The organism is Mesorhizobium sp. LNJC394B00 (assembly GCF_000502555.1).
Lineage (GTDB): Bacteria > Pseudomonadota > Alphaproteobacteria > Rhizobiales > Rhizobiaceae > Mesorhizobium.
Genome location: NZ_AYWH01000002.1, coordinates 869,067 through 891,619, shown reverse-complemented (window position 1 = coordinate 891,619; position 22,553 = coordinate 869,067). Strand labels below are relative to the sequence as shown.

The window sequence follows — 22,553 nt, the reverse complement described above, 5'->3', positions numbered from 1 at the left end:
GGCCCATATCAGGCGGGAGAAATCAATTCCCACTGGAGAGAACCGCTATGTCTATCCTGCTTGTAACCTCGAGCCCGCGCGGCGCTGCCTCGCACTCGACCCGTATCGCTACCGAATTCGCTGAAAAGCTCGTCGCCGCCGACCCGTCGAATACGCTCGTCGTACGCGACCTCGTGGCCAACCCGCTGCCGCATATCGACACCGATTATGCGACCGGCATCTACACCCCCGTTGAAGCCCGCACGCCGCGCCAGGCCGAAGTCGTCGGCGTCTCCGACATCGTGCTTGACGAACTGTTCGCAGCCGACACCGTGATCCTGGCCACCGGCTTCATCAACTTCAACATCTCCTCGACCCTGAAGTCCTGGGTCGATCACATCTCCCGCTCCGGCAAGAGCTTCTCTTATGGCGAGGGTGGTCCCAAGGGCCTCGTCACCGGCAAGAAGGTCTATATCGTACTCGCCTCGGGCGGCATCTATTCCGAAGGTGCGGCCGTGCAGTTCGATCACGCCATCCCCTATCTGCGCGGCGTGCTCGGCTTTCTCGGCATGACCGATGTCGACGTCATCCGCATCGAAGGCGTCGGCATGGGCCCTGATGCCGTCACCGCCGCGCTCGCCAATGCGACGGCCAAGGTCGACGCCGTGGTGGCCAAGACCGCGAGCGCGCAAATCGCCGCGTAAGCACACCCCGTCATTCGCATTGAAAGGCAGGCGCTTCGGCGCCTGCCTTTTTCCTTGTCAGGCGGCGCGATAGGTTGCGTGTCGAAAACGGATCTATCGCGTTACTAGATTGCCGCGCAACGCCATTGGTTATTCGGCCTGTCTGCGTTATCGGTCGCTGATGTTCCTTTCCGTCGCGACAACCCATCATCCAGCCACAGATCTCGGCTTCTTGCTGCACAAGCATCCCGAACGTCTGCACGAGACTGACCTATCCTTCGGCAAGGCCTGGCTGTTCTATCCGGAGGCGACCGATGAGCGTTGTGAGGCTGTGCTTCTGCTCGATGTCGATCCGATAGGGCTCGTTCGGGGCAAAGGCCAAGCAGAGGGCTTGCTGGATCAATATGTAAACGACCGACCTTATACGGCATCGTCTTTTCTGTCTGTGGCTTTGAACAAGGTACTGCGGACAGCGATGACCGGCATCTCGAAAGAGCGCCAGCAACTGGCCGATAGCGACCTCCCGCTCGAAGCTGTGGTGACCCCGCTGCCGATGCCTGGCGGCGAGGCCCTGGTTCGAGATCTATTCGAACCGCTGGGATGGACCGTCAACCTGGCGCCGGTCGAAACTGTCGGATCTGGCGCGGGTGGACCACGATACGGTCATCTGAGGCTGACTGGCACCGGCCGCCTAAGCAGCCTGCTCAACCACCTTTATGTCCTGATCCCGGTGATGGACGACACCAAGCACTACTGGGTTGGCGAGGCCGAGATTGACAAGCTGCTGTCCAAGGGCGAGGGCTGGCTGGAAAACCACCCAGCCAAAGACCTGATCGTGCGCCGTTATCTGCGCAACCGAGGTGCGTTGGCCCGCATCGCCCTGGAGCGGCTGGCTCCGGAGACGGCCAATGAGGTCCTACCCCCCGAAGCCCGGGCTGCACCTGAGCAAGCGCTGGAGGCGCCCATCCGGCTGAACGACCTGCGCATGGACGCCGTGGTGCAAGCCATTCGGGCGACCGGAGGGGCCAGTGTTGCAGATTTGGGGTGTGGCGAAGGCAAGCTGCTCTATCGGCTCGTGCGCGAAAAATGGGTCCACAAGCTGTTCGGGCTCGACCCCGCTATTCGTGAACTGGAATGGGCCGCCAAGCGTCTCAAACTGAACGAGTTCGGGGGGCCGCCTGAAGACCGGGTCACGTTGCTGCACGGATCGCTGACATATCGCGACAGCCGATGGGCGGAAGCCGACGTCGCTGTGCTGGTCGAGGTCATCGAACATCTCGACGAAGACCGGCTGCCAATGATCGAGCGTATTATCTTCGGCGAGACAGCGCCAAAATTCGTGATCGTGACTACGCCGAACGCTGACTACAACCCCTTGTTCCCCAGTCTGGCCGCTGGCGCTTTTCGCCATCCGGATCACCGTTTCGAATGGGGCCGGGTTCGGTTTGAAGCCTGGGCGGTCAGGATCGGCGAGATCTATGGCTATAGCGCCGCCTTAAGTGGCATCGGAGCCGTGGACCCCGTGCTCGGCGCGCCGACGCAGATGGCGGTGTTCACCCGATGAGAGAGCCAGACAAGACCGACCTCACCATCCCTGACTTCGCCCTCGTCGTGCTGATCGGCTCGACGGGATCGGGCAAGTCGACCTTCGCCGCCAGGCACTTCCTGCCGACCGAAATCATCTCGTCGGATCGCTGCCGCGCGCTCGTCAGCGACAACGAGACTGATCAGGATGTCTCGGCCGACGCTTTTGATTTGGTGCGCGAAATCGCCGGCAAACGGCTCAAGCATCGAAAGCTGGCCGTCATCGACGCGACCAATGTGCGACCCGCTGATCGCAAGGCGTGGGTCGAGCTGGCGCGCAAATGGCACGCTTTGCCGGTCGCCGTGGTCATCGATCCGGGTGTTGATGTTTGCGTCGCCCGCAACGCGCTACGAGCCGATCGTCCCTTCGGCGCCGGCGTTGCCCAGCGCATGACGAACGAAATTCGCAAGGGCCTCGGCGGCCTGCAACGCGAAGGTTTCCGTCAGGTCTGGAAGCTCACCGGCGAGGCCAGTATCGACGCGGCCAAGGTCTCGCGTCAGCCATTATGGACCGACAAGCGCGACGATTGCGGTCCTTTCGACGTCATAGGTGATGTCCATGGTTGCGCCGACGAACTTCAGACCTTGTTCTGTCAGCTCGGTTACAGCATCGCCTGGTCCGACGGCCATGGTGATCGGACCGTCACTGTAACGCCGCCAGAAGGCCGCAAGATCGTCTTTGTCGGCGACCTCGTCGATCGTGGTCCCAACGTGCCCGACGTCTTGCGCATCGCCATGAGCATGGTCGCGGCGGGAACCGCCTACTGTGTCCAGGGCAATCACGAACGCAAACTCAGCCGCTGGCTGGAAGGCCGCAAGGTCACGATCGCCCACGGCCTGCAGCAAACCATCGACCAGTTGGACGCTCAGGATCGCGGCCTGCGAGAGGCTTTGCCGGCCTTCCTCGACAGCCTGCGCAGCCACGTCTGGCTGGACGGCGGACGCCTCGCCGTGGCACATGCCGGACTCAAGGAAGAGATGATCGGGCGCGGTTCCGGCGCGGTGCGCGAGTTCGCCCTCTATGGCGAAACCACGGGCGAAATCGACGAATTTGGCCTGCCCGTCCGTGCCGACTGGGCAGCCGCCTATCGGGGCAAAACCAGCGTAGTATACGGGCACACGCCGGTGCTGTCGGCGGAGTGGGTCAACAACACGCTTTGCATCGACACCGGCTGCGTGTTCGGCGGCAAGCTGACTGCCTTGCGCTGGCCGGAACGCGAACTGGTCGACGTGCCGGCAGTCGAGACCTGGTCCGAACCCGTGCGTCCCCTCGGTGGACCGGGCCTTGGCAAATCGGCACAGGCCGATGCCGACGGCGTGCTCGACTATCAGGATGTCTCTGGGCGACGCTGGATCGAGACCGAACTGAAAGGCAGGGTTGTCGTGGCCGAGGAGAACGCGTCGGCGGCACTTGAGGTGATGAGCCGCTTCGCGCTGTCGCCGCAGTGGCTGGTATATCTGCCGCCGACAATGTCGCCATCCGAGACCAGCAGCCAAGCCGGCTGGCTGGAACGCCCCGAGGAAGCTTTCAGTCATTTCCGCGAGCGTGGCGTCACCCAAATCCTGTGCGAAGAGAAGCACATGGGTTCGCGGGCAGTCATCGCTCTGTGCCGAAACGCGCAGACGGCGCGCGACCGGTTCGGGGTATCTGGCGACGAGACAGGCGCGATCTGGACCCGGACCGGACGCTCCTTTTTCAGCGACAGCGGCATGACGGAGCGCCTGCTCAATCGCCTGCGCGCCAGCGTCGACGCTGCGGATCTATGGCAGGAATTGAACAGCGACTGGTTGCTGCTGGACACCGAGATCATGCCATGGTCGGCCAAGGCAAGCAGCCTGATTGAAAGCCAGTACGCCCCAGTGGCAACGTCTGCGGCCGCTGGGCTCCAGGCCAGCCGCGAAGCGCTGGCCCGTGCGATGGCACGCGGCGTGGATACGGCCGCGCTCAAGGCTCGCATTGAGGACCGCGCCGCGCGTGCCGCCAGATACGCCACTGCCTGGGCGCCTTACGTGTGGCCGGTCTCGGGCGTCGACGACCTGAAGGTCGCGCCGTTCCACCTGCTGGCAAGTGAGGGATGCGTCTGGTACGACCAGAACCACGTTTGGCACATGACGCTTGCGGACCGTCTGGCTGCCGGGGGCGGCGTGGTAACGCGAACGCAATGGCGGATGGTTGACCTGGCCGATGCCGGTTCTTGTGCGGAGGCCGTCGCCTGGTGGGAGACGCTGACCGACTCAGGCGGCGAAGGGATGGTAGTGAAGCCGCACGACGTCGTCAGCCGAAACAAGAAGGGGCTCATGCAACCGGCGCTGAAAGTGCGCGGCCAGGAGTATCTTCGCATTATATATGGCCCCGAATACGATGCGCCGGACAATCTCGTGCGCCTGCGCGAACGAGGCTTGGGTGGCAAGCGCAGCCTGGCGCTCAGAGAGTTCGCGCTCGGTCACGAGGCACTGAAGCGGTTTGTCGCCAAGGAACCGNGGCAAGCGCAGCCTGGCGCTCAGAGAGTTCGCGCTCGGTCACGAGGCACTGAAGCGGTTTGTCGCCAAGGAACCGCTGCGACGTGTTCACGAGTGTGTTTTCGGCGTCCTGGCGCTGGAGAGCGAGCCAATCGATCCGAGGCTGTAGGCTACCCGAACATCCTCTCGCCTTGCTCGTCGACCAACTGCATGCCCTTCTTGATCGAGATGTCGACGGCGTCGTCCAGTCCGGCAAAGCGATCGGCGCGGATGAATTTGTGTTCCTTCATCACGCCGTCGACTTCCTTCGAAACCACGCCGCAGGTCTGGTATTGGCCCCCCTCCGCCTTGTAGGGCGTGGCGCTGATCAAAAATCCCTTGTGCTCAACCTGCTTTGCCGGTGCTGCACTCTTGGGCTCGCCCCCCTCACCGCCACCACCGAAAAGACGCTTCAGAAAAGACATGGGGCTTCCTCCAACGGCAATCATCCTGCACCACGTCTCGCGGTGCAGGATGATTTTCAGTACCGTTCCTCAGTCGAACGGGCAAGCGTTCTCGCCAGGGGTCAACCGCGCGATAGCGCTTCCAGGGCTTCAGCGGCGGCTTCCAGGACTGCAATCGCCTCGGCCTGCTTTTCAGCCGACGCGTCGACGAGATCGCCGAGCGCGGCACGCAGCCGGTGACGCACGGCGCGGAACTCCTCGCGGGCTTCCGAGCGACCCCGTCCACCACGCCGTCCGCCTTCCTCGCCGTCGTCGTTCCAGCCGAACCAGTCCCGCGCTTTCGCCATCTTGCGGCCGAAGCGCTCGAGATGCTCCAGCACGCCGTCGATCATCTCGCGGTTCTCGGCGAGATGCGCCTGGCCCGCCTCGGTGATCGAAAACACCTTCTTGTTGCCGTCGGCGGCTGAAGCCGCATAGCCGGCCTCTTCCAGGAAGGTCAGCGTCGGATAGACGACGCCCGGGCTCGGGCTGTAGATGCCGCTGGTGCGCTCTTCCAGCGCCTTGATGATGTCGTAGCCGTGGCGAGGCGCCTCGGCCAGCAGCGACAGCGTGATCAGCTTGAGATCGCCGTCGGCCAGCATGCGCCCGGCGCGAAACATGTCGCCCGGGCCGCCGCGTCCACCGCCACGTCCGCCGTGGCCGAACGGACCAAAGCCGCCGCCCCCTCTTCCACCAAATTTGCCTGCCATGTGCAGGAATGCGCGCTCGGCGCGCTCGCCAAAGGGATGATGTCTGTGCATGAATTGCTCCTTGAGTTATATCTTACGATACATCTTAATTAGGCTTGCCCCGCCGACGAGTCAAGATATATCTTACGATGTATCTAAAGGCGGCGCCAGAAGGTTGATTTCGCCGCCGCCGGCAGCTAGAAAGCGCGTGAGGGCCAAAACCTCTCCGTAAGCGTCTGACGTCAAGCAACGCATCCACCCCGGTCTTTCCGGGCAGTTCCGCCGGAAACCCGGCGCAATGGATGCCAAATGCGACGGACCGGATGTTTCAGGAAAATCAAAAAATGACCACGACCCCTAAGCGCGGCAAGCTGCCGGCGCGCTATGCCGCGATCGTCAGCCCGCTGGTGCTGTCGCTGCTGATGACCTTCATCGTCTCGTTCATATCGACGCTGAAAAGCCTTGGACTGCAACCTGATTTGCCGGCTGTCTGGCTCACTGCCTGGGGCCTGTCCTGGCTGGTAGCGTTCCCAACGTTGCTCATGGTGCTGCCGGCGGTGCGCCGCATTGTCGGCTGGCTTTGCGAGCCGGCGTCCCGGTAACGCCCATGACGGTAAGGCCCGCAGATATCTTCGGGCCTTGCCTCGCTACCAGCGGCCCTTGCGCCGGTTCCAGGCATAGAGAAGATCGGCGAAGCGATTGTACGCGAACCGCGTCAGCGGCAGCGCGACCGGATTGCCGAAGAGCGTCGCCAGCCAGCCCTCGCCCGGCGTCGCCCGCCAGACGGCAACCGCGACATCGGCGCCGACCAGCAGCCTGCCTTCGGCATCGGTGGCATGCAGCCGGCGGCGTATGTCCTCCAGCGAGGCGCTGTAGCCAGAGAGCGCCGCCGGTTCGAGGTTGATGTCGCGGAATTCGATCCGCCCGGCCTTGATCGCCTCGATCAGCCGCCGTTTCTGCCGGGTGATGCCGCCATCGCAAACCGGGCAGCGTGTGTTGTACCAGACGGTCAGCGCAGGCTTGGACATGGCGCGACTATCACCCTGACGGCACGGCCCCGCAATATGACGCCGAGCCGCACGGACCCGCGCCCAGCGCTATCCAAGCGAGGCGACGATCTCGCGATAGGCAAATTCCGGGAAAGCCTTGAGCGTTCGCGTCTTGACGCTGCCACCCGTTGCCAGCATCAGGGCGAAACGAGCAAGCACAGCATCGTCGGGCGCCTCGATAATCGCCACCATGTCATATTCGCCCATAGTCAGGTAAAACGCCTTGAACGAGCCGCCCATGTCGGCCAGTTGCTTCTTGGCGGCATCGAGCCGCTTCGGCGACTCTCGGATATTTCTGGCGCCCTGTTCCGTCCAGTTCATCAGCAGGATGTAGGTTGTCATCACACACCTCCCTCCGGCGCCACGGAGCACGGCTGAGGACATCAGCCGGGGCGGACATCCGGTTTTTCGCCCAGAACATGCATCCGACCAGGCAAGTATCCTCCCGACGGAGATGGGCGACAAGAGCCTTCACCCGGCAACAAAAAGGGCGCCATCGGCGCCCTTTTCGAATTCTGGTCTGTTGCCGGTATCAGCTGTCGAGGAAGCTCCTCAGCTTGCGGCTCCGGCTCGGGTGCTTGAGCTTGCGCAGCGCCTTGGCTTCGATCTGGCGGATACGCTCGCGCGTCACCGAGAACTGCTGGCCGACTTCTTCCAGCGTGTGGTCGGTGTTCATGCCGATGCCGAAGCGCATGCGCAGCACCCGCTCCTCGCGCGGCGTCAGCGAGGCGAGCACCCGCGTGGTGGTCTCGCGCAGATTGGCTTGGATCGCCGCATCGATCGGCAGGATCGCCATCTTGTCCTCGATGAAATCGCCCAGATGCGAATCCTCTTCGTCACCCACAGGGGTTTCGAGCGAGATCGGCTCCTTGGCGATCTTCAAGACCTTGCGCACTTTTTCGAGCGGCATTGCGAGCTTTTCTGCCAGTTCCTCCGGCGTCGGCTCGCGGCCAATTTCATGCAGCATCTGGCGCGACGTGCGCACGATCTTGTTGATCGTTTCGATCATGTGCACCGGGATGCGGATGGTGCGCGCCTGGTCGGCAATCGAACGCGTGATCGCCTGCCGGATCCACCATGTCGCATAGGTCGAGAACTTGTAGCCGCGGCGGTATTCGAATTTGTCGACCGCCTTCATCAAGCCGATATTGCCTTCCTGGATCAGGTCGAGGAACTGCAGGCCGCGATTGGTGTATTTCTTAGCGATGGAAATGACGAGGCGCAGGTTGGCCTCGACCATTTCCTTCTTGGCGATAGCGGCTTCGCGCTCGCCCTTCTGCACCTGGTTGACGATCTTGCGGAATTCCAGGATCGAGATCGCCGTCTCGGTGGCGAGGTTCTGGATTTCCGAACGCAGATCCTTGATCGCGTCCTTCTCGTTCTTGGTGAATTCCTTCCAGCCGCGCGAGGTGAGATTGCCGATCGAGCGTGTCCAGTTCGGGTCGAGCTCGGAGCCCTGATATTCCTTGAGGAACTCCTCGCGGCGCACGCCATAGCTTTCGGCCAGGCGCAGCAGCTTGCCTTCGTTCTGCACCAGCCGCTTGTTGATGTCGTAGAGCTGCTCGACCAGCGCCTCGATGCGCGCCGTGTTGAGCGACAGCGACTTCACCGCCTTGATCAGCTGGTCCTTCAGCTCCTTCAGGCGGCGGTCCTGGCTTGGCGACAGCGTGCCGGTCGCGGCCAGACGGTTCTCGACCTGCTGGTCCTGCAGCTTGCGCAGCTTCTTGTAGGTGTCGGCGATGACGTCGAGCGTCTCCATCACCTGCGGGCGCAGTTCCGCTTCCATCGCCGCCAGCGACAGGCTCGCCTCATCCTCGTCTTCCTCGTCGTCATCGACCAGGCCGCGCGTGTCGGCGCCGACATTGGTGATGTCGTCTTCCTCGTCGCGTCCACGCCTCGGCTTGTCCTCGGCCTTGGGCGCCTCCTCGATGCGCTCGACCACCGGCGCCTGCTTGGCTTCGGGGCCGGCATAGGTGGCTTCGAGGTCGATGATCTCGCGCAGCAGGATCTTGGATTCGTTGAGCTCGTCACGCCAGATGATGATGGCCTGGAAGGTCAGCGGGCTTTCGCAGAGGCCCGCAATCATCGTCTCGCGGCCGGCCTCGATGCGCTTGGCGATCGCGATTTCGCCCTCGCGCGACAGGAGCTCGACCGAGCCCATCTCGCGCAGATACATGCGCACCGGGTCATCGGTGCGGTCGGTCGGCTCTTTCTTGGTGGTCGTGGCGGCGACGGCGGTGCCGGTCTGCTCGGCCAGCTCGTTGGCGTCTTCCTCGGCGTCGGCATTGCTGTCGGCGGCCTCGGGCTCCTCGCTCTGATCGTCGTCCTCGACCACGTTGATGCCCATGTCGGACAGCATCGCATTGATGTCTTCGATGCGATCCGGATCGGTCTCTTCCGACGGCAGCACCGCGTTCAGTTCGTCGAGAGTCACATAGCCGCGCTTCTTGGCGGCCTTGATCATCTTCTTGACAGCATCATCGGAAAGGTCGAGCAGAGGCCCATCGGTGGCGCCTTCACGTTCGGTCTCGACCTCTTCCTTTTCCTTTGTCGCCATAGTCTTTATCTTCTCCTAGCGGCCGAGCATCGAAGCCGCGTAGCTGCCGCACCGGTCAAACTACATGCGCTGGTGGCGCTTAACCGGGCCGGTAACCGAATCAACTCTTTTGTTTGTTCATATCGTGCCCCCAAAACCGGTTTTCACTTTTGGGCGATATGCATTAAGTCCAGATTAACCCTGATATCTGTGGCAGGCTGACAGCCTGTCCAGTGATCAGCACCTCGCGTCAGTGCATTTCCATCGACGCCGGCACGGGTTAAGGTTTCGAATCGTCCTGATTCCGTCATTCTGCCAGAAGGTCAAGCGCCTCTCGCATGATTCGCATCAAAAAAGCGAATCAATTACCCGACTTAGAGGCGTCGATTCGACGCGCAGCACGTACATCATCCATTCTTGCGCAGGTTTCGACCTACACGCGCCCACCCCTGCCCGAGGACACACCGAAGCCTTCGATCAGCGCTTCCGTTGCTTGTACATCACGGAACTGCGCCTGAATCTCGATGAGGTGCCGGTAGTTTTCGTCAGTGGGATCGCTGGCGAGCGCTGCTTCCGCCTGTTTCAGCTCCTTATGTAAGGTGCGCGCGCTGCGCTGCAAGTGCAGCGCCTGGTTGAACGTCTAAGCAGCCATAAATTGATGCCTGCCGGCCAAGGCTTGATACTCCTGATCTAGCTCGATCTCTGATTCGGCCCTTGTGGCTTCAATCGCATCGAGTTGGCGTTGCATCGATTCGAAACCCGCCTGATCGAGTTCGTGCGCCACTGATAAATAATGATCTCGAAACTGCCGAACTTCGATTTCTAAAAATAAATGCGCTAAAGTCTGTTTGATAGTTTCATATGGCGGCTCAAAACGAAGCATCGGAAAAAGTGTTCGCAATTTGTGCCCGCGCGTCACTTGATATTCATAAAAATTGCCATGACGATTTTCACGGGTTTTGATTGTTTTTTCAGAGCCGTGGATTGCTTCAAGGACAAATATAAACCGTTTGTCGATCTTCTCATACACTGATGCCACAGTTAGATCACTGTACTCGACATATAACCTATGAAGCTCTTTCGCAAAAAGTTGAAATTCCGCATTTGAAAACTCAAATTCCGCAAGCTGCTCGACATAGTCTGTCAAAAGGCCAGGAAACTCAACACATAGACCAAGCAATATACGTTGAAGTCTATTTACCCCAAGCTTGTCGAGGGAAATCCGCGCTCTGGTGTTCGTGTCAGCCGAAAGCCGATGCGAACGACCAAACATTTCGTACAGACGGAGGCGCAAGTGGGAACGATAATATCGCTTTACCGTAGCATCCCCAATTCTATCGACGTCAGCGTACAGGTCTGTTTCAGCTCTAGCCATCTGCTCTGGCGAAATTTCAGAGCCTAATTGCCGGCGGCGAAGAATGAAAAACTCATGCAGCGGAATGGCGGAACCGAGGTGTTTGTAAAATGCGTCCCGTCCATCCATCTTGATGAGATCGTCAGGATCTTTGCCGTCCGGCAAAGCAGCGAACTTGAGGCTGTAGCCGGACCTGAGCTTAGGGAAACAAACATCAATCGCACGCAGCGCCGCCCTGCTTCCCGCTGCGTCACCATCAAAACACATGATTGGCTCTGGGCTTATTTTCCAAAGGAGCTCCAACTGATTTTCCGTTAGAGCGGTACCAAGCGGAGCTACCGCATTGTCGATGCCAGCCTGAGCTAGCGAAATTACGTCCATATAACCTTCCACTGCGATCACGGTCCCACCGTTGGTGGCGGCGTTCCGCGCTCTCGCAAAATTGTAAAGGAGGTTGCCCTTGTGAAACAGCTCCGTTTCAGGCGAATTCAAATACTTTGCTGACACTTCAGACGAGAGCGCGCGCCCGCCAAAGGCAACCACTCGCCCCCTTGTATCCTCAATTGGAAAAATGACGCGATCGCGAAAGCGGTCATAGGACACGGGAATATCGTCCCCAAAGACGACAAGGCCGCAGGCTTCAATCTGCGATTTTTCCACTCCCTTCCCGGCCAAATGCTCTTTCAACGCATTTCTACTATCCGGCGCATATCCGAGCCTAAACTTTTGGACAGTGACAGAAGTCAGACCTCGATCACGGAGATAGGCGCGGGCCTTGGCTCCGGAAGCAGCCTGCAATTGCTCCTGGAAAAACTGTGTCGCCAACTCCATAACTTCGTGGAGTGTTGCACGCTGCTTTTCGCGCCTTTCAGACTCCTGGTCGCGCGCAGGCATCGATACGCCGGCGATGTCGGCAATCTTCTCGACCGCCTCGGGGAAGCTTATCCCGTCGAGTTCGGTCAGGAACTTGAAGTGGTCGCCCGAAACCGAACAGCCGAAACAGTGGTAGCGGCCCTTCTTGTCCTCGCAATGAAAGGACGGGCTCTTCTCGCCATGGAACGGGCAGCAGGCCCAATAATCACCGCGCGAGGCGTTGGTCTTCTTCCTGTCCCAAGCGACGCGCTGACCGACTACCGATGAAATCGGCACGCGATCGCGTATCTCATCGAGAAATGTATCTGGGAAACGCATCACGTACTCTGGGGCAAGCCGTCTGTGGGATTCGGTAGTATATCATACCTAGGATAAAAAACCTAGGAAATTCAGATTATAGATATCAAACTGGACTGGCCACGTCTGTTTTTCAATCAATTAGAGGATATCGAGGAAAACGACACGCTTTGCGATGATTAAGTTTTAACGCAACAAGAAGGCGGCCATCGCAGACCGCCTTCTTTCATCGTCGGGACGAGCGCCGGGCTTAATGCGCGGCAATGGCGCCGAAGATGATGCCGGACAGGACGCTGACCAGCACATAGTCGTTGCCGACGCGGATCCATTCCTGGCCGCGGCCGGGGCGATGCAGGCCATAGCGGCCATAATCGCGGATCGGCTGGTGCCGCTTCCAGCTGGAATATTTCTGGCCATTGCGCCAATGGCTGCGCTTGACGACCACCGTATTCTTCACGACGCGCTTCCTGATATCGACATGCTTGCCGGGCCTCTGCCAGTCGACCTGCGTGTAATTCGACTGCGGTGCGACCGGTGCGTTCACCGGTGCGGCCTGGCCGGTAAGCGAAGTGGCGGCCAGCATCGAGAAAGCGAGGGCGGAAAGAACAATACGTTTCATAGCGGGGCTCCTTGGTTGTCGATGCCTAGGGAATAGCGCCCGAAGGATGAACCGAAACTGAACACTAGCATTACATTTACGTAATGAAATCCGGTGCTTATCCTGGATATTTGAACATCATCGCAAAGGCGATTGCCGGGAGTCCGGCAAACCGGGACGATCCGCTGCCATCACCAGGGATCCGCCATGCAACCATTTGCGCATCCGTCCATTTTCCGACACGCCCTGTCGCGCCGCGACGGCTCTTGAAATCGACAAGATTTTATTACCCGGCTAAAATATTCCGGATATTGTTCAAGACTGTCATGACCATGATTCGCAGCCCCGTTTTCCTCCCTGCACTGCGCGCCCTCCGCGTCGCGGTAGCTGTCTGCGTGCGGGTTTCGAAATGAGCGGCTCCGTCGTCCTGCTGCATCTGGCGGGCGCGGTGGCGCTGATGCTGTTTGCCACCCGCATGGTCAAGACAGGCGTCGAGCGCGCCTATGGCGACGTGCTGCGTCACCGGCTGCGCTCCACCATGCGCAATCCGATCATGGCGGTGCTGGCCGGCTGCGGCCTGTCCATCGCGCTGCAGAGCTCGACCGCCGTCACGCTTCTCGTCGGCTCCTTCGCCGGCGCCGGCATCGTCTCGGGCATGTCGGGCCAATTGGCTGTGCGCGGCGCCGAGATCGGCTCGGCGCTGGTGGTCAAGCTCTTGACCTTCGATCTGACGCTGCTGGTGCCGATCTGCCTCGTCGCCGGCACGGTCATGTTCATGGCCACCGAGCGGCGCGATTGGCGCCAGTTCGGCCGTATCCTGGTCGGCATCGGCCTTCTGGTACTGTCGCTGGAAATGATCGGCCAGGCGTCGGAGCCGCTGCGGCAGAGCACGCTGATGCCGCTCATCATCGAATATTTCTCCAGCGACTACGTCACCGCCTATCTGCTCGCCGCGCTCGTTACCTGGCTCTTCCACTCCTCGATCGCCGCCGTGCTTTTGATGGTGACGCTGGCCGGCCGCGGCTTCATCCCGCCCGAACTCGGCATCGTGCTGGTGCTCGGCGTCAATCTCGGCTCGTCGATCATCGCGCCGCTGCTCACCCGAAGTGCCGAACCTGGCGTGCGCGTCGTGCCGATCGGCAATCTGTTGATGCGCGGCATGGGCTCGCTGATGATGCTGATCCTGTTCATGACGCTGAAGCCGCCGGTCGCCTTCCTCGGCGCCACCGTGCCCGACCAGATCGTCAACGCCCACATCCTGTTCAATGTGCTGATCCTGCTCGCCGGCCTGCCGCTTGCCAGCCTGATCTATCGTGCCTCTGAGAAGATCGTCGCAATGGGCACCAAGCCAGCGCCGGCTACAGAGCTCGATGTGGTCGAACTCTCCGCCCTCAACGACGGCGCGCTCGACGTTCCGAGCCAGGCGCTGGCCAACGCCACCCGCGAGGTGGTGCGCGTCTGCGAGACGGTCGAGATCATGCTCAAGCGCATCATCGAGCTGTATGAAAGCGCCGACGGCGACAAGATCAAGGCGCTGGCCGCCCTTGACGACCGCGTCGACAGGAAGCACGCGGCGATCAAGCTCTATCTGGCCAAATTGACCAGGAACTCGCTCACAGAGGACGAGGCGCTGCGCTGCCAGGAGCTGATAGGCGCCTGCGTCAAGCTCGAGCAGGTCGGCGACATCATCGTGCGCAACATGCTGGTGCATGTGAAGAAGAAGTTCGAGCGCGGGCTGGAGTTCACGCCCGAGGGCTGGAGCGAGCTGCTCGCCTTTCACACCTCGGTGCTGGCCAATGCCAGGCTTGCTTTCAACGTGCTGGTGTCGCGCGACCCTGAGACCGCCCGCCAGCTGGTGCTGGAAAAGGACCGGCTGCGCGACCGCGAAAAGGAAACCAGCGCCAGCCATTTCGTGCGCCTGCGCGACGGCACCGCCAAGAGCGTCGAAACAAGTTCCATCCACCTCGACACCATCCGCGACCTGAAGCAGATCAACTCGCTGCTGGCGTCGATGGCCTACCCGGTGCTGGAAGAGCGCGGGTTGCTGGGTGGGTCGCGGTTGAAGGCAAGCTGATCAAGAAAACCTAAAGCGGCGTCGATAATTTCTGCATTGCCCACGAACCCCATCCATGGTTTGAGGCGACCTTATCCGAGGATCGCTTCCGCCATGCTCCCGCTCATTGCCCTGTTCATTGCCGCCTTTGCTTTCGGCACCACCGAATTCGTCATCGCCGGTGTATTGCCGCAAGTGGCCGACGGCCTTGGCGTTTCGATCCCGACCTCCGGCTACCTCGTCTCCGGCTATGCCGGCGGCATCGCGGTTGGCGGCCCATTGCTGGCGCTCGCCACCAAGGGCATTTCCCGCAAGACGCTGCTGCTTTGCCTGACCGTCGCCTTCACCATCGGCCAGCCCGCTTGCGCGCTGGCGCCCGATTTTACCTCGATGCTGCTCTTGCGCATTGCGGTCGCCGTCGCACACGGCGCCTATTTCGGCGTCGCCATGGTGGTGGCGGTCGGCCTCGTGCCCGAGGACAAGCGCGGCATGGCCGTGGCTGTGATCCTCTCCGGCCTCACAGTATCCAATGTCATCGGCGTGCCGGCCGGCACCGCAATCGGCAATCTCTGGGGCTGGCGCGCCACCTTCTGGGTGATGTGCGCGCTGGGCGTGGTGGCGTTTGCCGCCATGGCCGCCCTCCTGCCGCGCAAAACGGGCGCATCGAGTCCATCCACCAGCCTTGGCAGCGAGGTTCGCGTGCTGGCGCGCCAGCAAGTCTGGACCTCGCTGATCCTGATGCTGATGTTGATGATCGGCCAGTTCGGCCTGTTCACCTACATCACCCCGACACTGCTTGAGGTGACCCATCTCGACGAGGGCCTGATCCCCTGGGTGCTGCTGCTCAACGGCGTCGGCGCCACCGTCGGTGTGTTTCTCGGCGGCAAGCTTTCCGATTGGAAGCTGATGCCGTCGCTGATCACCATGCTTGCGCTGCAGGCGGTGATGTTGGGCGTGATCTATGCCGTCAGCCCCTACCCCGTGCCGATGGTCATCGCCATCGTTATCTGGGGTGGCCTCAACTTCGCCATAGGCACGCCGATCCAGACCCGCATCCTGGCCTGGACGGCGGACGCCTCCAACCTCGCCTCCTCGCTCATCCCCTCCGGCTTCAATGTCGGCATCGCGCTCGCCGCGTCGCTGGGCGCTGCCATGCTCAATGCCGGCTACGGCTATCGCAGCCTGCCGGTTGTGGGCGCTGCCGCCATGCTGGTGGCGGTGGTGGTGGCACTTGCCTCCTACATCTGGGAGGGGCGCAGCCGGGCAGCGCCGCCGCTGCCGGCACCGGCCGAATAGCGTCGGACTACAAATCGATCCGGAACAACAAACTCTCGGCGCCGCCATACGCGGCGTCCTTGATGAACGGACCGACCACACGGCCGCCATTGGCCAGCACCACCTTCTGCGAGGCCGGATTGTCGAGGTCGGTGGTGAGCTCGACATATGGCAAACCAACAGCCCTCGCCTCGTCCAGCATCAGCCGCAGCGCCTCGGTCGCATAGCCTCGTCCGCGCTTCCACGGCACCACGGCATAGCCGATATGGCCGAGCACATGCGACGGCAGTGCGGCCGTACCGGGCTGCCAGCGAAAGCCGATCGAGCCGGCGGCCTCGCCGTCCCAGATCCAGCGCCGGAAGCCCGGCAGCCGCGGCACTGTCGTGCCGTCCGGCAAGGTAATCGGGCCTCCTTTGGCCTCGGGATCGTCGAGGCTGGCAAGGAACGCCGCGGGATCCTCGTCGATCGCCGCAAGTTGCTCGCGCGTCGCTTCCATCAGCCGGACATTGTCCGGCGACCAGCCGCGCTCGAGCGCCGCCTTGTAGGAGGGCAGATGTTCGAGCGTGGGTTTGACGATTTCGATTATGGTGGGTCTCTCCGGCAGGTCAAGGCTTGGCTCGCTTAAGCCGGTGCGGACCGTTTCTTGCCCAGAGGTAATGCCCCTGCTCTCCTTCGCCATTGAAGTGGTGTCGGCTCCTACTGCAGCAGGCCTTTGACGATGCCGCTGGCCTTGCCGAAATCCATCTGGCCGGCATATTTCTGCTTCAGCACAGCGATCACCTTGCCCATGTCCTTTTGGCTGGCGGCACCGGTAGCAGTGATCGCCTCGCGCGCCGCAGCTGTTACGGCGGCGTCGTCCAGCTGCGTCGGCAGGAAGCCGCGGATGATCTCCATCTCGCCACGCTCCTGCGTGGCCAGATCCGGGCGCTTGCCGTCCTCGAACGCCTTGGCCGATTCCTCGCGCTGCTTCACCATCTTGGCCAGGATCTGCAGGATCTCCTCGTCGCTGGCGGGGTCCTTGGTCGAGCCGCGATTGGCGATGTCGCGGTCGTGGATGGCGGCCTGGATCAGCCTGAGCGTCGGCAGCCGGTGCTTGTCCTGCGCCTTCATCGCGCTTTTCAGGGATTCGGCGATTTTTGCGCGCATGATGCTTTCTCCTTCGAACGGCGCGGACAATAACCGCGGCCCATCCGCAAAGCAAACGCGCCAAAGCCCTGATATCGTTCGACGAAACAAATGCTCGCCGTTTTTGGCACGGGCATCATTGACCGCTCTGGCGCCTTCCCCTATGTACTCGGCCTTGCACAAGACAAAGAATTGATGCGCGCAGGCTCGAGAGATCGGCCGCGCCGTTTGCTGCGCAGATGGCCCGCCATCGAAGCGCGCAGCGTGACAGGAGCGTCGCCATGGCCGAGATGACCCCCGAACTGACCCCGCCTTGGGCAACCGAAAAGCCGACCGCCGTCCTGGTGCTGGCCGACGGCACCGTCATCGAGGGTCGCGGCCTCGGCGCCACCGGTTCCGCCGTTGCCGAAGTCTGCTTCAACACCGCGCTCACCGGCTACCAGGAAATTCTCACCGACCCGTCCTATGCCGGCCAGATCGTCACCTTCACCTTCCCGCATATCGGCAACATCGGCACCAATGACGAAGACATCGAGGACTTGAACCCGGTCGCCCGTGCCGGCGCCGTTGGCGCGGTGTTCAAGGCCGATGTCACCAACCCGTCCAACTACCGCGCCGACACCGGGCTGGACCAGTGGCTGAAGAAGCGCGGCATCGTCGCGCTGTCGGGCATCGACACCCGGGCGCTGACCGCGCTGATCCGCGAAAAGGGCATGCCCAATGCCGTCATTGCGCACGCGCCCGACGGCATCTTCGACCTCGACGATTTGAAGCGGCGGGCCGCCGCCTGGTCGGGCCTGATCGGGCTTGACCTCGCCAAGGAAGTCACCTCCGGCCAGTCCTCGGTCTGGCGTGGAACGCCCTGGGTGTGGAACGAAGGCTTTGGCGAACAGGCCGAGCCGTCGATGCACGTCGTCGCCATCGACTACGGCGTCAAGCGTAACATCCTTCGCCTGCTTTCCGGCCTCGGCGCCAAGGTCACCGTGGTTCCGGCCGGTACCGGTTCGGAAGAAATCCTGGCCATGCAGCCCGACGGCATCTTCCTCTCCAACGGCCCCGGCGACCCGGAAGCCACCGGCGAATACGCGGTGCCGGTCATCCAGGACCTGCTCAAGACCGATATTCCGGTGTTCGGCATCTGCCTCGGCCACCAGATGCTGGCCCTGGCGCTGGGCGGCAAGACCGCCAAGATGCACCAGGGCCATCACGGCGCCAACCACCCCGTCAAGGATCATACCACCGGCAAGGTCGAGATCGTCTCGATGAACCACGGCTTTGCCGTCGATGCCGACTCCTTGCCCGAGGGCGTCGAGGAAACCCATGTCTCGCTGTTCGATGGCTCGAACTGCGGCATCGCGCTGACCGGACGTCCGGTGTTCTCGGTCCAGCACCACCCCGAGGCCTCGCCCGGCCCGCAGGACTCGCACTATCTGTTCCGCCGCTTCGTCAACCTGATCCGCGAAAAGCGCGGCGAGGAACTGCTGGCCGAACGGGCCTGAGCCCTCTGTGTAGCAGCGATAATATCGCTTAGCCTCGAGCGATAAATCTGCGGTATTGCGCGAGTGAAGACGATCATCCTCTCGGTGTCGGCAGCTCGCGATCTCGACAACCTGCCGGCCGATGTCCGCGAGCAGGTCTCTGAGGGTTTGAACACTTATGCCATCAGCGGGCGTGGGGATGTAGAACGTCTTGCCGGCCGAGACGGTTACAGACTTCGGATCGGTTGCTACCGCGTTATATTGATGAAGATCGCACGACAATCCTCGCGATCTACATCGGCAAGCGCGAAACGACGACCTACAGCCGGCCATAGGACAGCACATCATGAACGCTCCGCAAATCATAAGGACTTCAACCGGGGAAGAACTGGTCGTCATCCCGAAGGCTGACTACGAGGCATTGCTGCATGCCGCCGAAGAAGCCAGAGAAGACGCTGCGGATGTGGCGATCTACGATGAGCGGAAGGCCGAGTTCAAAACGGAAAAGCCTCTGCCCGCCGAGGTGACCATGGATATTTTGCGAGGTTCCAGCCGGGCTCAAGGCGCTGCGCAACTGGCGCAAGCTGACGCAGGGCGAGTTCGCTGATGCCATCGGTGTCAGCCAGGGCTTCCTGTCGGACCTTGAATCCAATCGCCGCAAGCCATCGGCGCAAACCAGCACCATGCTGTCGAAGGCATTGGACGTGCCCAGCGAATGGATCGAAGCCTAGTATCTAACCTTACGCCACCGGCCGGCCTTCGCTGGCCTCCAGTATGGCAAACCATTGCTGGCGGTCGAGGTCGATCTCCAGCGCCTTGACCATGACGGCCAGCCGCTCGGGCTTCATCGTGCCGAGCACCGGCGCCAGCCGCGCCGGATGACGCAGCAGCCAGGCGATGGCGACGGCGGCGAGATCGCCGGCGCCGATCTCGGCAGCCACCGCCGCGATTGCCGCCCTGACCCGCGCCTCGCGCCCTTCCTTGCCGGTGAACAGCAAGCCGCCGCCGAGCGGCGACCAGATCATCGGCGCATAGCCGAGGCGTTGCGCGTGATCGAGGCTGCCATCCACCAGCGCATTGGTTTTCAGCACCGACATCTCGATCTGGTTGGTGGCCAAGGCAAACGGCAGCCGCGAAGCCAGAAGGTCGAACTGCGACGGCGTGAAATTGGAGACCCCGACCGCTCTCACCTTGCCCGACTTGACCAGCCCGGCAAGGGCCGCCGCCGTCTCGTCGGCATCCATCAGCGGATCCGGTCGGTGCAGCAGCAACAGGTCGAGATAGTCGGTGCCGAGATTGGCGAGCGAACGGTCGACCGAGGCGGCAATGTGGGCCGCACTGGTGTCGTAATGCTTCAGCCGGTTCTGAGGCCGGTTGGCCGATGCCAGAATGATGTCGCATTTCGAGATCAGCTCGATGCTATCGCGCTTGCCCTTCCAGCGCGACAAGCCGGCGCCAAAGGCAGCTTCCACCTGGTAATGCCCGTAAATATCGGCATGGTCGAAGCTGGTAAGGCCGAGATCGACCGCAGTGCCGATCAGCCGCGCGATCTGGTCGGCGTCCGGGCGCGCGGCGCTGTCGAGCAGGCGCCAGGCGCCGAACACCAGCCGCGACAGCGACAAACCGTCCTTGGTCAGCTCTATGCGGCTGTCATGGCTCATATCTGGGCTCCATCTTCCGCAGCGCCGGTGGCAACGCTTCTCACCGCCGTCGGCCTCGCAACTTTCGTCACAAAGACAATGACGGCAAGCGTCAGGAAGCACGCGCCAACCAGATAGGGGGCGCCGCCGAACACTACGGGCGCATTCGGTCCGGTGAACCAGGAAAAGATCGCGGTGTAGAGCAGCGGCGTGATGATCGAGGTGATCGAGAAGATCGACGTCATCGCACCCTGCAATTCGCCTTGCGCCGATGGCGGCACCTTGGCGGCGGCAAGGCTTCTCAGCGGCGGATCGGCCAGTGCTTCGAGGCAGCCGACGACGATCACCGCATAGATCATCCAGCCTTGCGAGGCGAAGGCGTAGCCGAAGGCGCTGGCCGCAGTAAATGTCAGGCCGATCACCGCCGTCCTCCATTCGCCAAGTTTGGGGATCACGCGCGGCAGCACCGTCGCCATGACGATCGCCCCACACAGGCCGAAGGCGCCGAGCGAGAAGCCGATCTGCTGCTCGCTCCAGCCATAACGATAATTGGACACGAACGACCACACCGCAGGATACATCATGTGGCCGAGCGTCATCAGGAAGAAGGCGAGCCCGATCCAGCCGATGCCCTGATATTGGCGCATCTGCAGCAGCGTGCCGACCGGGTTGGCGCGTTTCCACTCGAAGCGGCGGCGGTGCTTTTCATCGAGCGTTTCAGGCAGGAAGAACATGGCGATGAGGAAGTTCACGAAGGCAAGCCCGGCGGCAAAGTAAAACGGCACTCGCGGCCCGAACGTGCCGAGCAGCCCGCCCAGCACCGGCCCAATGACGAAGCCGACGCCGAAGGCGATGCCGAGCAGACCGAAATTCTTCGCCCGGTTGTCGTCGTTCGAGATGTCGGCAATGAAGGCCGACGTCGTCGAATAGCTGGCGCCCGAAACGCCGGCCAGCACGCGGCCGATGAACAGCATCGGATAGGACCAGGCGATGGCGCAGATCAGATTGTCGATCGAGAATGTAAGCACCGAGGCAAGCAGGATCGGCCGCCGCCCGAAGCGGTCGCTCAATCCACCCATGATTGGCGCGAAGAAGAACTGCATCGCCGCATAGACGAAGAACAGCCAGCCGCCTTCGATCGCCGCTTCGCTGATGCCGACGCCGGAAAGCTCCCTGAGAAAGGCCGGCAACACCGGCATGATCATGCCGAAGCCGATAATGTCGAGCAGCAGCGTGGTGAAGACGAGCGCAAGGCCCCGCCTGGCGGTTTTGGGGTCGATCATGATGGCGTCTGCTCCCTGAGACCGCCCTTGGGCGGGCGCCCGTTATAGGCGAGGCGCCACTTTGGAACAATAGGAGAACGCCTCAGGCGTTCTCCTCCTGACATCTGTTGCCGGTGGTGAATCGGCCCGCCGACGGATGCGCTTTGAACCGCGGTCGGCTGGAACTTGCGAGCGCCTCAAACCGGACCGGTCAGCGTGTTGCAATCCGACAGCTTGCCGCTCTTGTAGCCGCGCGCCAGCCAGGTCTGCCTTTGCTGCGACGTCCCGTGGTTGAAGCTTTCCGGAACGACATAGCCCTGCATCTTCTTCTGCAGCGTATCGTCGCCGATCTGCTTGGCGGCGTTGAGCGCCTCTTCGATGTCGCCCTGTTCCAGAATGCCCTTCTGCGCGGTGAAATGCGCCCAAACGCCGGCGAAGCAGTCGGCCTGCAGCTCGATGCGCACCGACATCTGGTTGGCTTCCGCCTCACCCATCGACTGCCGCATCTGGTTGAACTTGGGCAGGATGCCGGTGAGGTTCTGCACATGGTGACCGACTTCATGGGCGATCACATATGCCTGGGCGAAATCCCCCGAGGCGCCGAACTGCTGGTCGAGCTGCTGGAAGAAGGTGGTGTCGAGGTAGACCTTGTGGTCGCCGGGACAATAGAACGGTCCGGCTGCCGTCGAGGCGGAGCCGCAGGCCGAGCGGATCTGGCCGCTGAACAGCACAAGCTTCGGGTCCTCGTATTTCAGGCCCTGCGACTGGAAGATGCCGGTCCAGGTCTCTTCGGTCTCGGCCAGCACGGTCGCCACGAACTGCTTCATCTCGTCGGAAGCAGGCGTGCCGGCGCCGTCGTCCTGGCCGCCGCTGTTGTCGGTAATCTGGCCACCGCCACCCGGCAGCACGCCGCCGCCGTCGCCGCTGCCCAGGATCTGCGACGGGTCGAAGCCGAAATACCATCCGGCCAGCACCACGAGGACGACCAGCAATATGCTGCCGCCGCCGCCGGTGCGGCCGCCGATCGGGATGCGGAACTGGCCAGGGCTGCCGCCGCCCAAACCACCACCGCCGCCGCTGTCGCTGCGCTCGTCCTCGACATTGTCACTCTGACGGCGGCCCTTCCAGAGCATGGC

Annotated in this window: 21 protein-coding genes and 2 pseudogenes; 10 read left to right on the top strand and 13 right to left on the bottom strand. The window is 62.0% G+C overall.

The window, feature by feature from the left end:
• Window positions 1-47: 47 nt before the first annotated feature.
• The 4 genes and pseudogenes from X751_RS154965 to X751_RS1000000167860 all read left to right on the top strand — a co-directional run bounded on the left by X751_RS154965 (window position 48) and on the right by X751_RS1000000167860 (window position 4,875).
• On the top strand, window positions 48-683 hold the full coding sequence (locus X751_RS154965; RefSeq protein ID WP_023672454.1) for an FMN-dependent NADH-azoreductase: 636 nt from the start codon (window positions 48-50) through the stop codon (window positions 681-683).
• Window positions 684-792: 109 nt separating this feature from the next.
• Window positions 793-2,226: a 3' terminal RNA ribose 2'-O-methyltransferase Hen1 gene (locus tag X751_RS154970; RefSeq protein WP_245265744.1), complete on the top strand. Its 1,434-nt coding sequence runs from the start codon at window positions 793-795 to the stop codon at window positions 2,224-2,226.
• A pseudogene (locus tag X751_RS01000000163635) lies at window positions 2,223-4,673 on the top strand (polynucleotide kinase-phosphatase); the annotation flags it as partial. The gene X751_RS154970 and the pseudogene X751_RS01000000163635, both read left to right, overlap by 4 nt.
• A gap of 37 nt (window positions 4,674-4,710) precedes the next feature.
• A complete protein-coding gene (locus X751_RS1000000167860; protein WP_245265770.1) occupies window positions 4,711-4,875 on the top strand; it encodes a hypothetical protein in 165 nt (54 codons plus the stop codon).
• Between the two features lies 1 nt (window position 4,876).
• On the opposite strand, the gene X751_RS154975 is transcribed toward X751_RS1000000167860, so the two are convergent.
• On the bottom strand, window positions 4,877-5,170 hold the full coding sequence (locus X751_RS154975) for an HlyU family transcriptional regulator (protein ID WP_023672451.1): 294 nt from the start codon (window positions 5,168-5,170) through the stop codon (window positions 4,877-4,879).
• A 101-nt stretch (window positions 5,171-5,271) separates the two neighbouring features.
• A complete protein-coding gene (locus tag X751_RS154980) occupies window positions 5,272-5,949 on the bottom strand; it encodes a PadR family transcriptional regulator (RefSeq protein ID WP_023734953.1) in 678 nt (225 codons plus the stop codon).
• Window positions 5,950-6,221: 272 nt separating this feature from the next.
• On the opposite strand from X751_RS154980, the gene X751_RS154985 reads away from it, so the two are divergent.
• Window positions 6,222-6,479: a DUF2798 domain-containing protein gene (locus X751_RS154985; RefSeq protein WP_023744349.1), complete on the top strand. Its 258-nt coding sequence runs from the start codon at window positions 6,222-6,224 to the stop codon at window positions 6,477-6,479.
• Window positions 6,480-6,524: 45 nt separating this feature from the next.
• On the opposite strand, the gene X751_RS154990 is transcribed toward X751_RS154985, so the two are convergent.
• The 6 genes and pseudogenes from X751_RS154990 to X751_RS155010 form a co-directional block, all read right to left on the bottom strand.
• Window positions 6,525-6,905 carry a DCC1-like thiol-disulfide oxidoreductase family protein gene (locus X751_RS154990; protein WP_023683796.1) on the bottom strand — a complete coding sequence of 127 codons (381 nt, stop codon included), beginning with the start codon at window positions 6,903-6,905 and terminating at the stop codon, window positions 6,525-6,527.
• A 69-nt stretch (window positions 6,906-6,974) separates the two neighbouring features.
• Window positions 6,975-7,268: a GYD domain-containing protein gene (locus X751_RS154995; RefSeq protein ID WP_023733294.1), complete on the bottom strand. Its 294-nt coding sequence runs from the start codon at window positions 7,266-7,268 to the stop codon at window positions 6,975-6,977.
• A gap of 190 nt (window positions 7,269-7,458) precedes the next feature.
• Window positions 7,459-9,483, bottom strand: coding sequence for an RNA polymerase sigma factor RpoD (gene rpoD / locus X751_RS155000; RefSeq protein ID WP_023672446.1), 2,025 nt, complete (start codon window positions 9,481-9,483; stop codon window positions 7,459-7,461).
• A gap of 412 nt (window positions 9,484-9,895) precedes the next feature.
• A pseudogene (locus X751_RS155005) lies at window positions 9,896-10,096 on the bottom strand (DNA primase); the annotation flags it as partial.
• 6 nt (window positions 10,097-10,102) lie between these two features.
• Window positions 10,103-12,007: a DNA primase gene (gene dnaG, locus X751_RS0132950; protein WP_023744347.1), complete on the bottom strand. Its 1,905-nt coding sequence runs from the start codon at window positions 12,005-12,007 to the stop codon at window positions 10,103-10,105.
• A 229-nt stretch (window positions 12,008-12,236) separates the two neighbouring features.
• Window positions 12,237-12,605, bottom strand: a complete 369-nt coding sequence (locus tag X751_RS155010; RefSeq protein WP_023744346.1) for an RcnB family protein — start codon at window positions 12,603-12,605, stop codon at window positions 12,237-12,239.
• Window positions 12,606-12,993: 388 nt separating this feature from the next.
• Here X751_RS155010 and X751_RS155015 point away from each other — a divergent pair, with 388 nt between their 5' ends.
• Both X751_RS155015 and X751_RS155020 read left to right on the top strand, forming a co-directional pair.
• Window positions 12,994-14,658, top strand: coding sequence for a Na/Pi cotransporter family protein (locus X751_RS155015; protein WP_023691517.1), 1,665 nt, complete (start codon window positions 12,994-12,996; stop codon window positions 14,656-14,658).
• Between the two features lie 93 nt (window positions 14,659-14,751).
• Window positions 14,752-15,933 carry an MFS transporter gene (locus tag X751_RS155020; RefSeq protein WP_023744345.1) on the top strand — a complete coding sequence of 394 codons (1,182 nt, stop codon included), beginning with the start codon at window positions 14,752-14,754 and terminating at the stop codon, window positions 15,931-15,933.
• Between the two features lie 7 nt (window positions 15,934-15,940).
• Here the strand turns inward: X751_RS155020 and X751_RS155025 are convergent, their stop codons facing one another.
• Window positions 15,941-16,498: a GNAT family N-acetyltransferase gene (locus X751_RS155025; RefSeq protein ID WP_023672441.1), complete on the bottom strand. Its 558-nt coding sequence runs from the start codon at window positions 16,496-16,498 to the stop codon at window positions 15,941-15,943.
• Window positions 16,499-16,608: 110 nt separating this feature from the next.
• Window positions 16,609-17,058: a GatB/YqeY domain-containing protein gene (locus X751_RS155030; protein ID WP_031193012.1), complete on the bottom strand. Its 450-nt coding sequence runs from the start codon at window positions 17,056-17,058 to the stop codon at window positions 16,609-16,611.
• A gap of 260 nt (window positions 17,059-17,318) precedes the next feature.
• Here X751_RS155030 and carA point away from each other — a divergent pair, with 260 nt between their 5' ends.
• The 3 genes from carA to X751_RS1000000168575 all read left to right on the top strand — a co-directional run bounded on the left by carA (window position 17,319) and on the right by X751_RS1000000168575 (window position 19,246).
• Window positions 17,319-18,536, top strand: a complete 1,218-nt coding sequence (gene carA, locus X751_RS155035) for a glutamine-hydrolyzing carbamoyl-phosphate synthase small subunit (protein ID WP_081726027.1) — start codon at window positions 17,319-17,321, stop codon at window positions 18,534-18,536.
• Window positions 18,537-18,861: 325 nt separating this feature from the next.
• Window positions 18,862-19,122, top strand: coding sequence for a hypothetical protein (locus tag X751_RS01000000163630; RefSeq protein WP_245260143.1), 261 nt, complete (start codon window positions 18,862-18,864; stop codon window positions 19,120-19,122).
• Window positions 19,049-19,246, top strand: a complete 198-nt coding sequence (locus tag X751_RS1000000168575) for a helix-turn-helix transcriptional regulator (RefSeq protein WP_348524580.1) — start codon at window positions 19,049-19,051, stop codon at window positions 19,244-19,246. The genes X751_RS01000000163630 and X751_RS1000000168575 overlap by 74 nt, the downstream gene beginning before the upstream one ends.
• A 9-nt stretch (window positions 19,247-19,255) precedes the next feature.
• Here X751_RS1000000168575 and X751_RS155040 read toward each other — a convergent pair whose 3' ends face one another.
• The 3 genes from X751_RS155040 to X751_RS155050 all read right to left on the bottom strand — a co-directional run bounded on the left by X751_RS155040 (window position 19,256) and on the right by X751_RS155050 (window position 22,550).
• Window positions 19,256-20,176: an aldo/keto reductase gene (locus X751_RS155040; RefSeq protein WP_023672438.1), complete on the bottom strand. Its 921-nt coding sequence runs from the start codon at window positions 20,174-20,176 to the stop codon at window positions 19,256-19,258.
• Window positions 20,173-21,438 carry a tetracycline resistance MFS efflux pump gene (locus X751_RS155045; protein ID WP_023733296.1) on the bottom strand — a complete coding sequence of 422 codons (1,266 nt, stop codon included), beginning with the start codon at window positions 21,436-21,438 and terminating at the stop codon, window positions 20,173-20,175. Before X751_RS155045 ends, X751_RS155040 begins: the two co-directional genes overlap by 4 nt.
• A 176-nt stretch (window positions 21,439-21,614) precedes the next feature.
• Window positions 21,615-22,550, bottom strand: coding sequence for a neutral zinc metallopeptidase (locus tag X751_RS155050; protein WP_023744344.1), 936 nt, complete (start codon window positions 22,548-22,550; stop codon window positions 21,615-21,617).
• Window positions 22,551-22,553: the final 3 nt, after the last annotated feature.

Coding starts and splice junctions, on each gene's coding strand:
- X751_RS155040 (WP_023672438.1), bottom strand. CDS start 20,176: ATGAGCCATGACAGCCGCATAGAGCTGACCAAGGACGGTTTGTCGCTG.
- X751_RS155050 (WP_023744344.1), bottom strand. CDS start 22,550: ATGCTCTGGAAGGGCCGCCGTCAGAGTGACAATGTCGAGGACGAGCGC.
- X751_RS155015 (WP_023691517.1), top strand. CDS start 12,994: ATGAGCGGCTCCGTCGTCCTGCTGCATCTGGCGGGCGCGGTGGCGCTG.
- X751_RS155010 (WP_023744346.1), bottom strand. CDS start 12,605: ATGAAACGTATTGTTCTTTCCGCCCTCGCTTTCTCGATGCTGGCCGCC.
- X751_RS154995 (WP_023733294.1), bottom strand. CDS start 7,268: ATGACAACCTACATCCTGCTGATGAACTGGACGGAACAGGGCGCCAGA.
- X751_RS154985 (WP_023744349.1), top strand. CDS start 6,222: ATGACCACGACCCCTAAGCGCGGCAAGCTGCCGGCGCGCTATGCCGCG.
- X751_RS155045 (WP_023733296.1), bottom strand. CDS start 21,438: ATGATCGACCCCAAAACCGCCAGGCGGGGCCTTGCGCTCGTCTTCACC.
- rpoD (WP_023672446.1), bottom strand. CDS start 9,483: ATGGCGACAAAGGAAAAGGAAGAGGTCGAGACCGAACGTGAAGGCGCC.
- X751_RS154990 (WP_023683796.1), bottom strand. CDS start 6,905: ATGTCCAAGCCTGCGCTGACCGTCTGGTACAACACACGCTGCCCGGTT.
- X751_RS01000000163630 (WP_245260143.1), top strand. CDS start 18,862: ATGAACGCTCCGCAAATCATAAGGACTTCAACCGGGGAAGAACTGGTC.
- carA (WP_081726027.1), top strand. CDS start 17,319: ATGGCCGAGATGACCCCCGAACTGACCCCGCCTTGGGCAACCGAAAAG.
- X751_RS154965 (WP_023672454.1), top strand. CDS start 48: ATGTCTATCCTGCTTGTAACCTCGAGCCCGCGCGGCGCTGCCTCGCAC.
- X751_RS155030 (WP_031193012.1), bottom strand. CDS start 17,058: ATGCGCGCAAAAATCGCCGAATCCCTGAAAAGCGCGATGAAGGCGCAG.
- X751_RS154975 (WP_023672451.1), bottom strand. CDS start 5,170: ATGTCTTTTCTGAAGCGTCTTTTCGGTGGTGGCGGTGAGGGGGGCGAG.
- X751_RS155020 (WP_023744345.1), top strand. CDS start 14,752: ATGCTCCCGCTCATTGCCCTGTTCATTGCCGCCTTTGCTTTCGGCACC.
- X751_RS154980 (WP_023734953.1), bottom strand. CDS start 5,949: ATGCACAGACATCATCCCTTTGGCGAGCGCGCCGAGCGCGCATTCCTG.
- dnaG (WP_023744347.1), bottom strand. CDS start 12,007: ATGCGTTTCCCAGATACATTTCTCGATGAGATACGCGATCGCGTGCCG.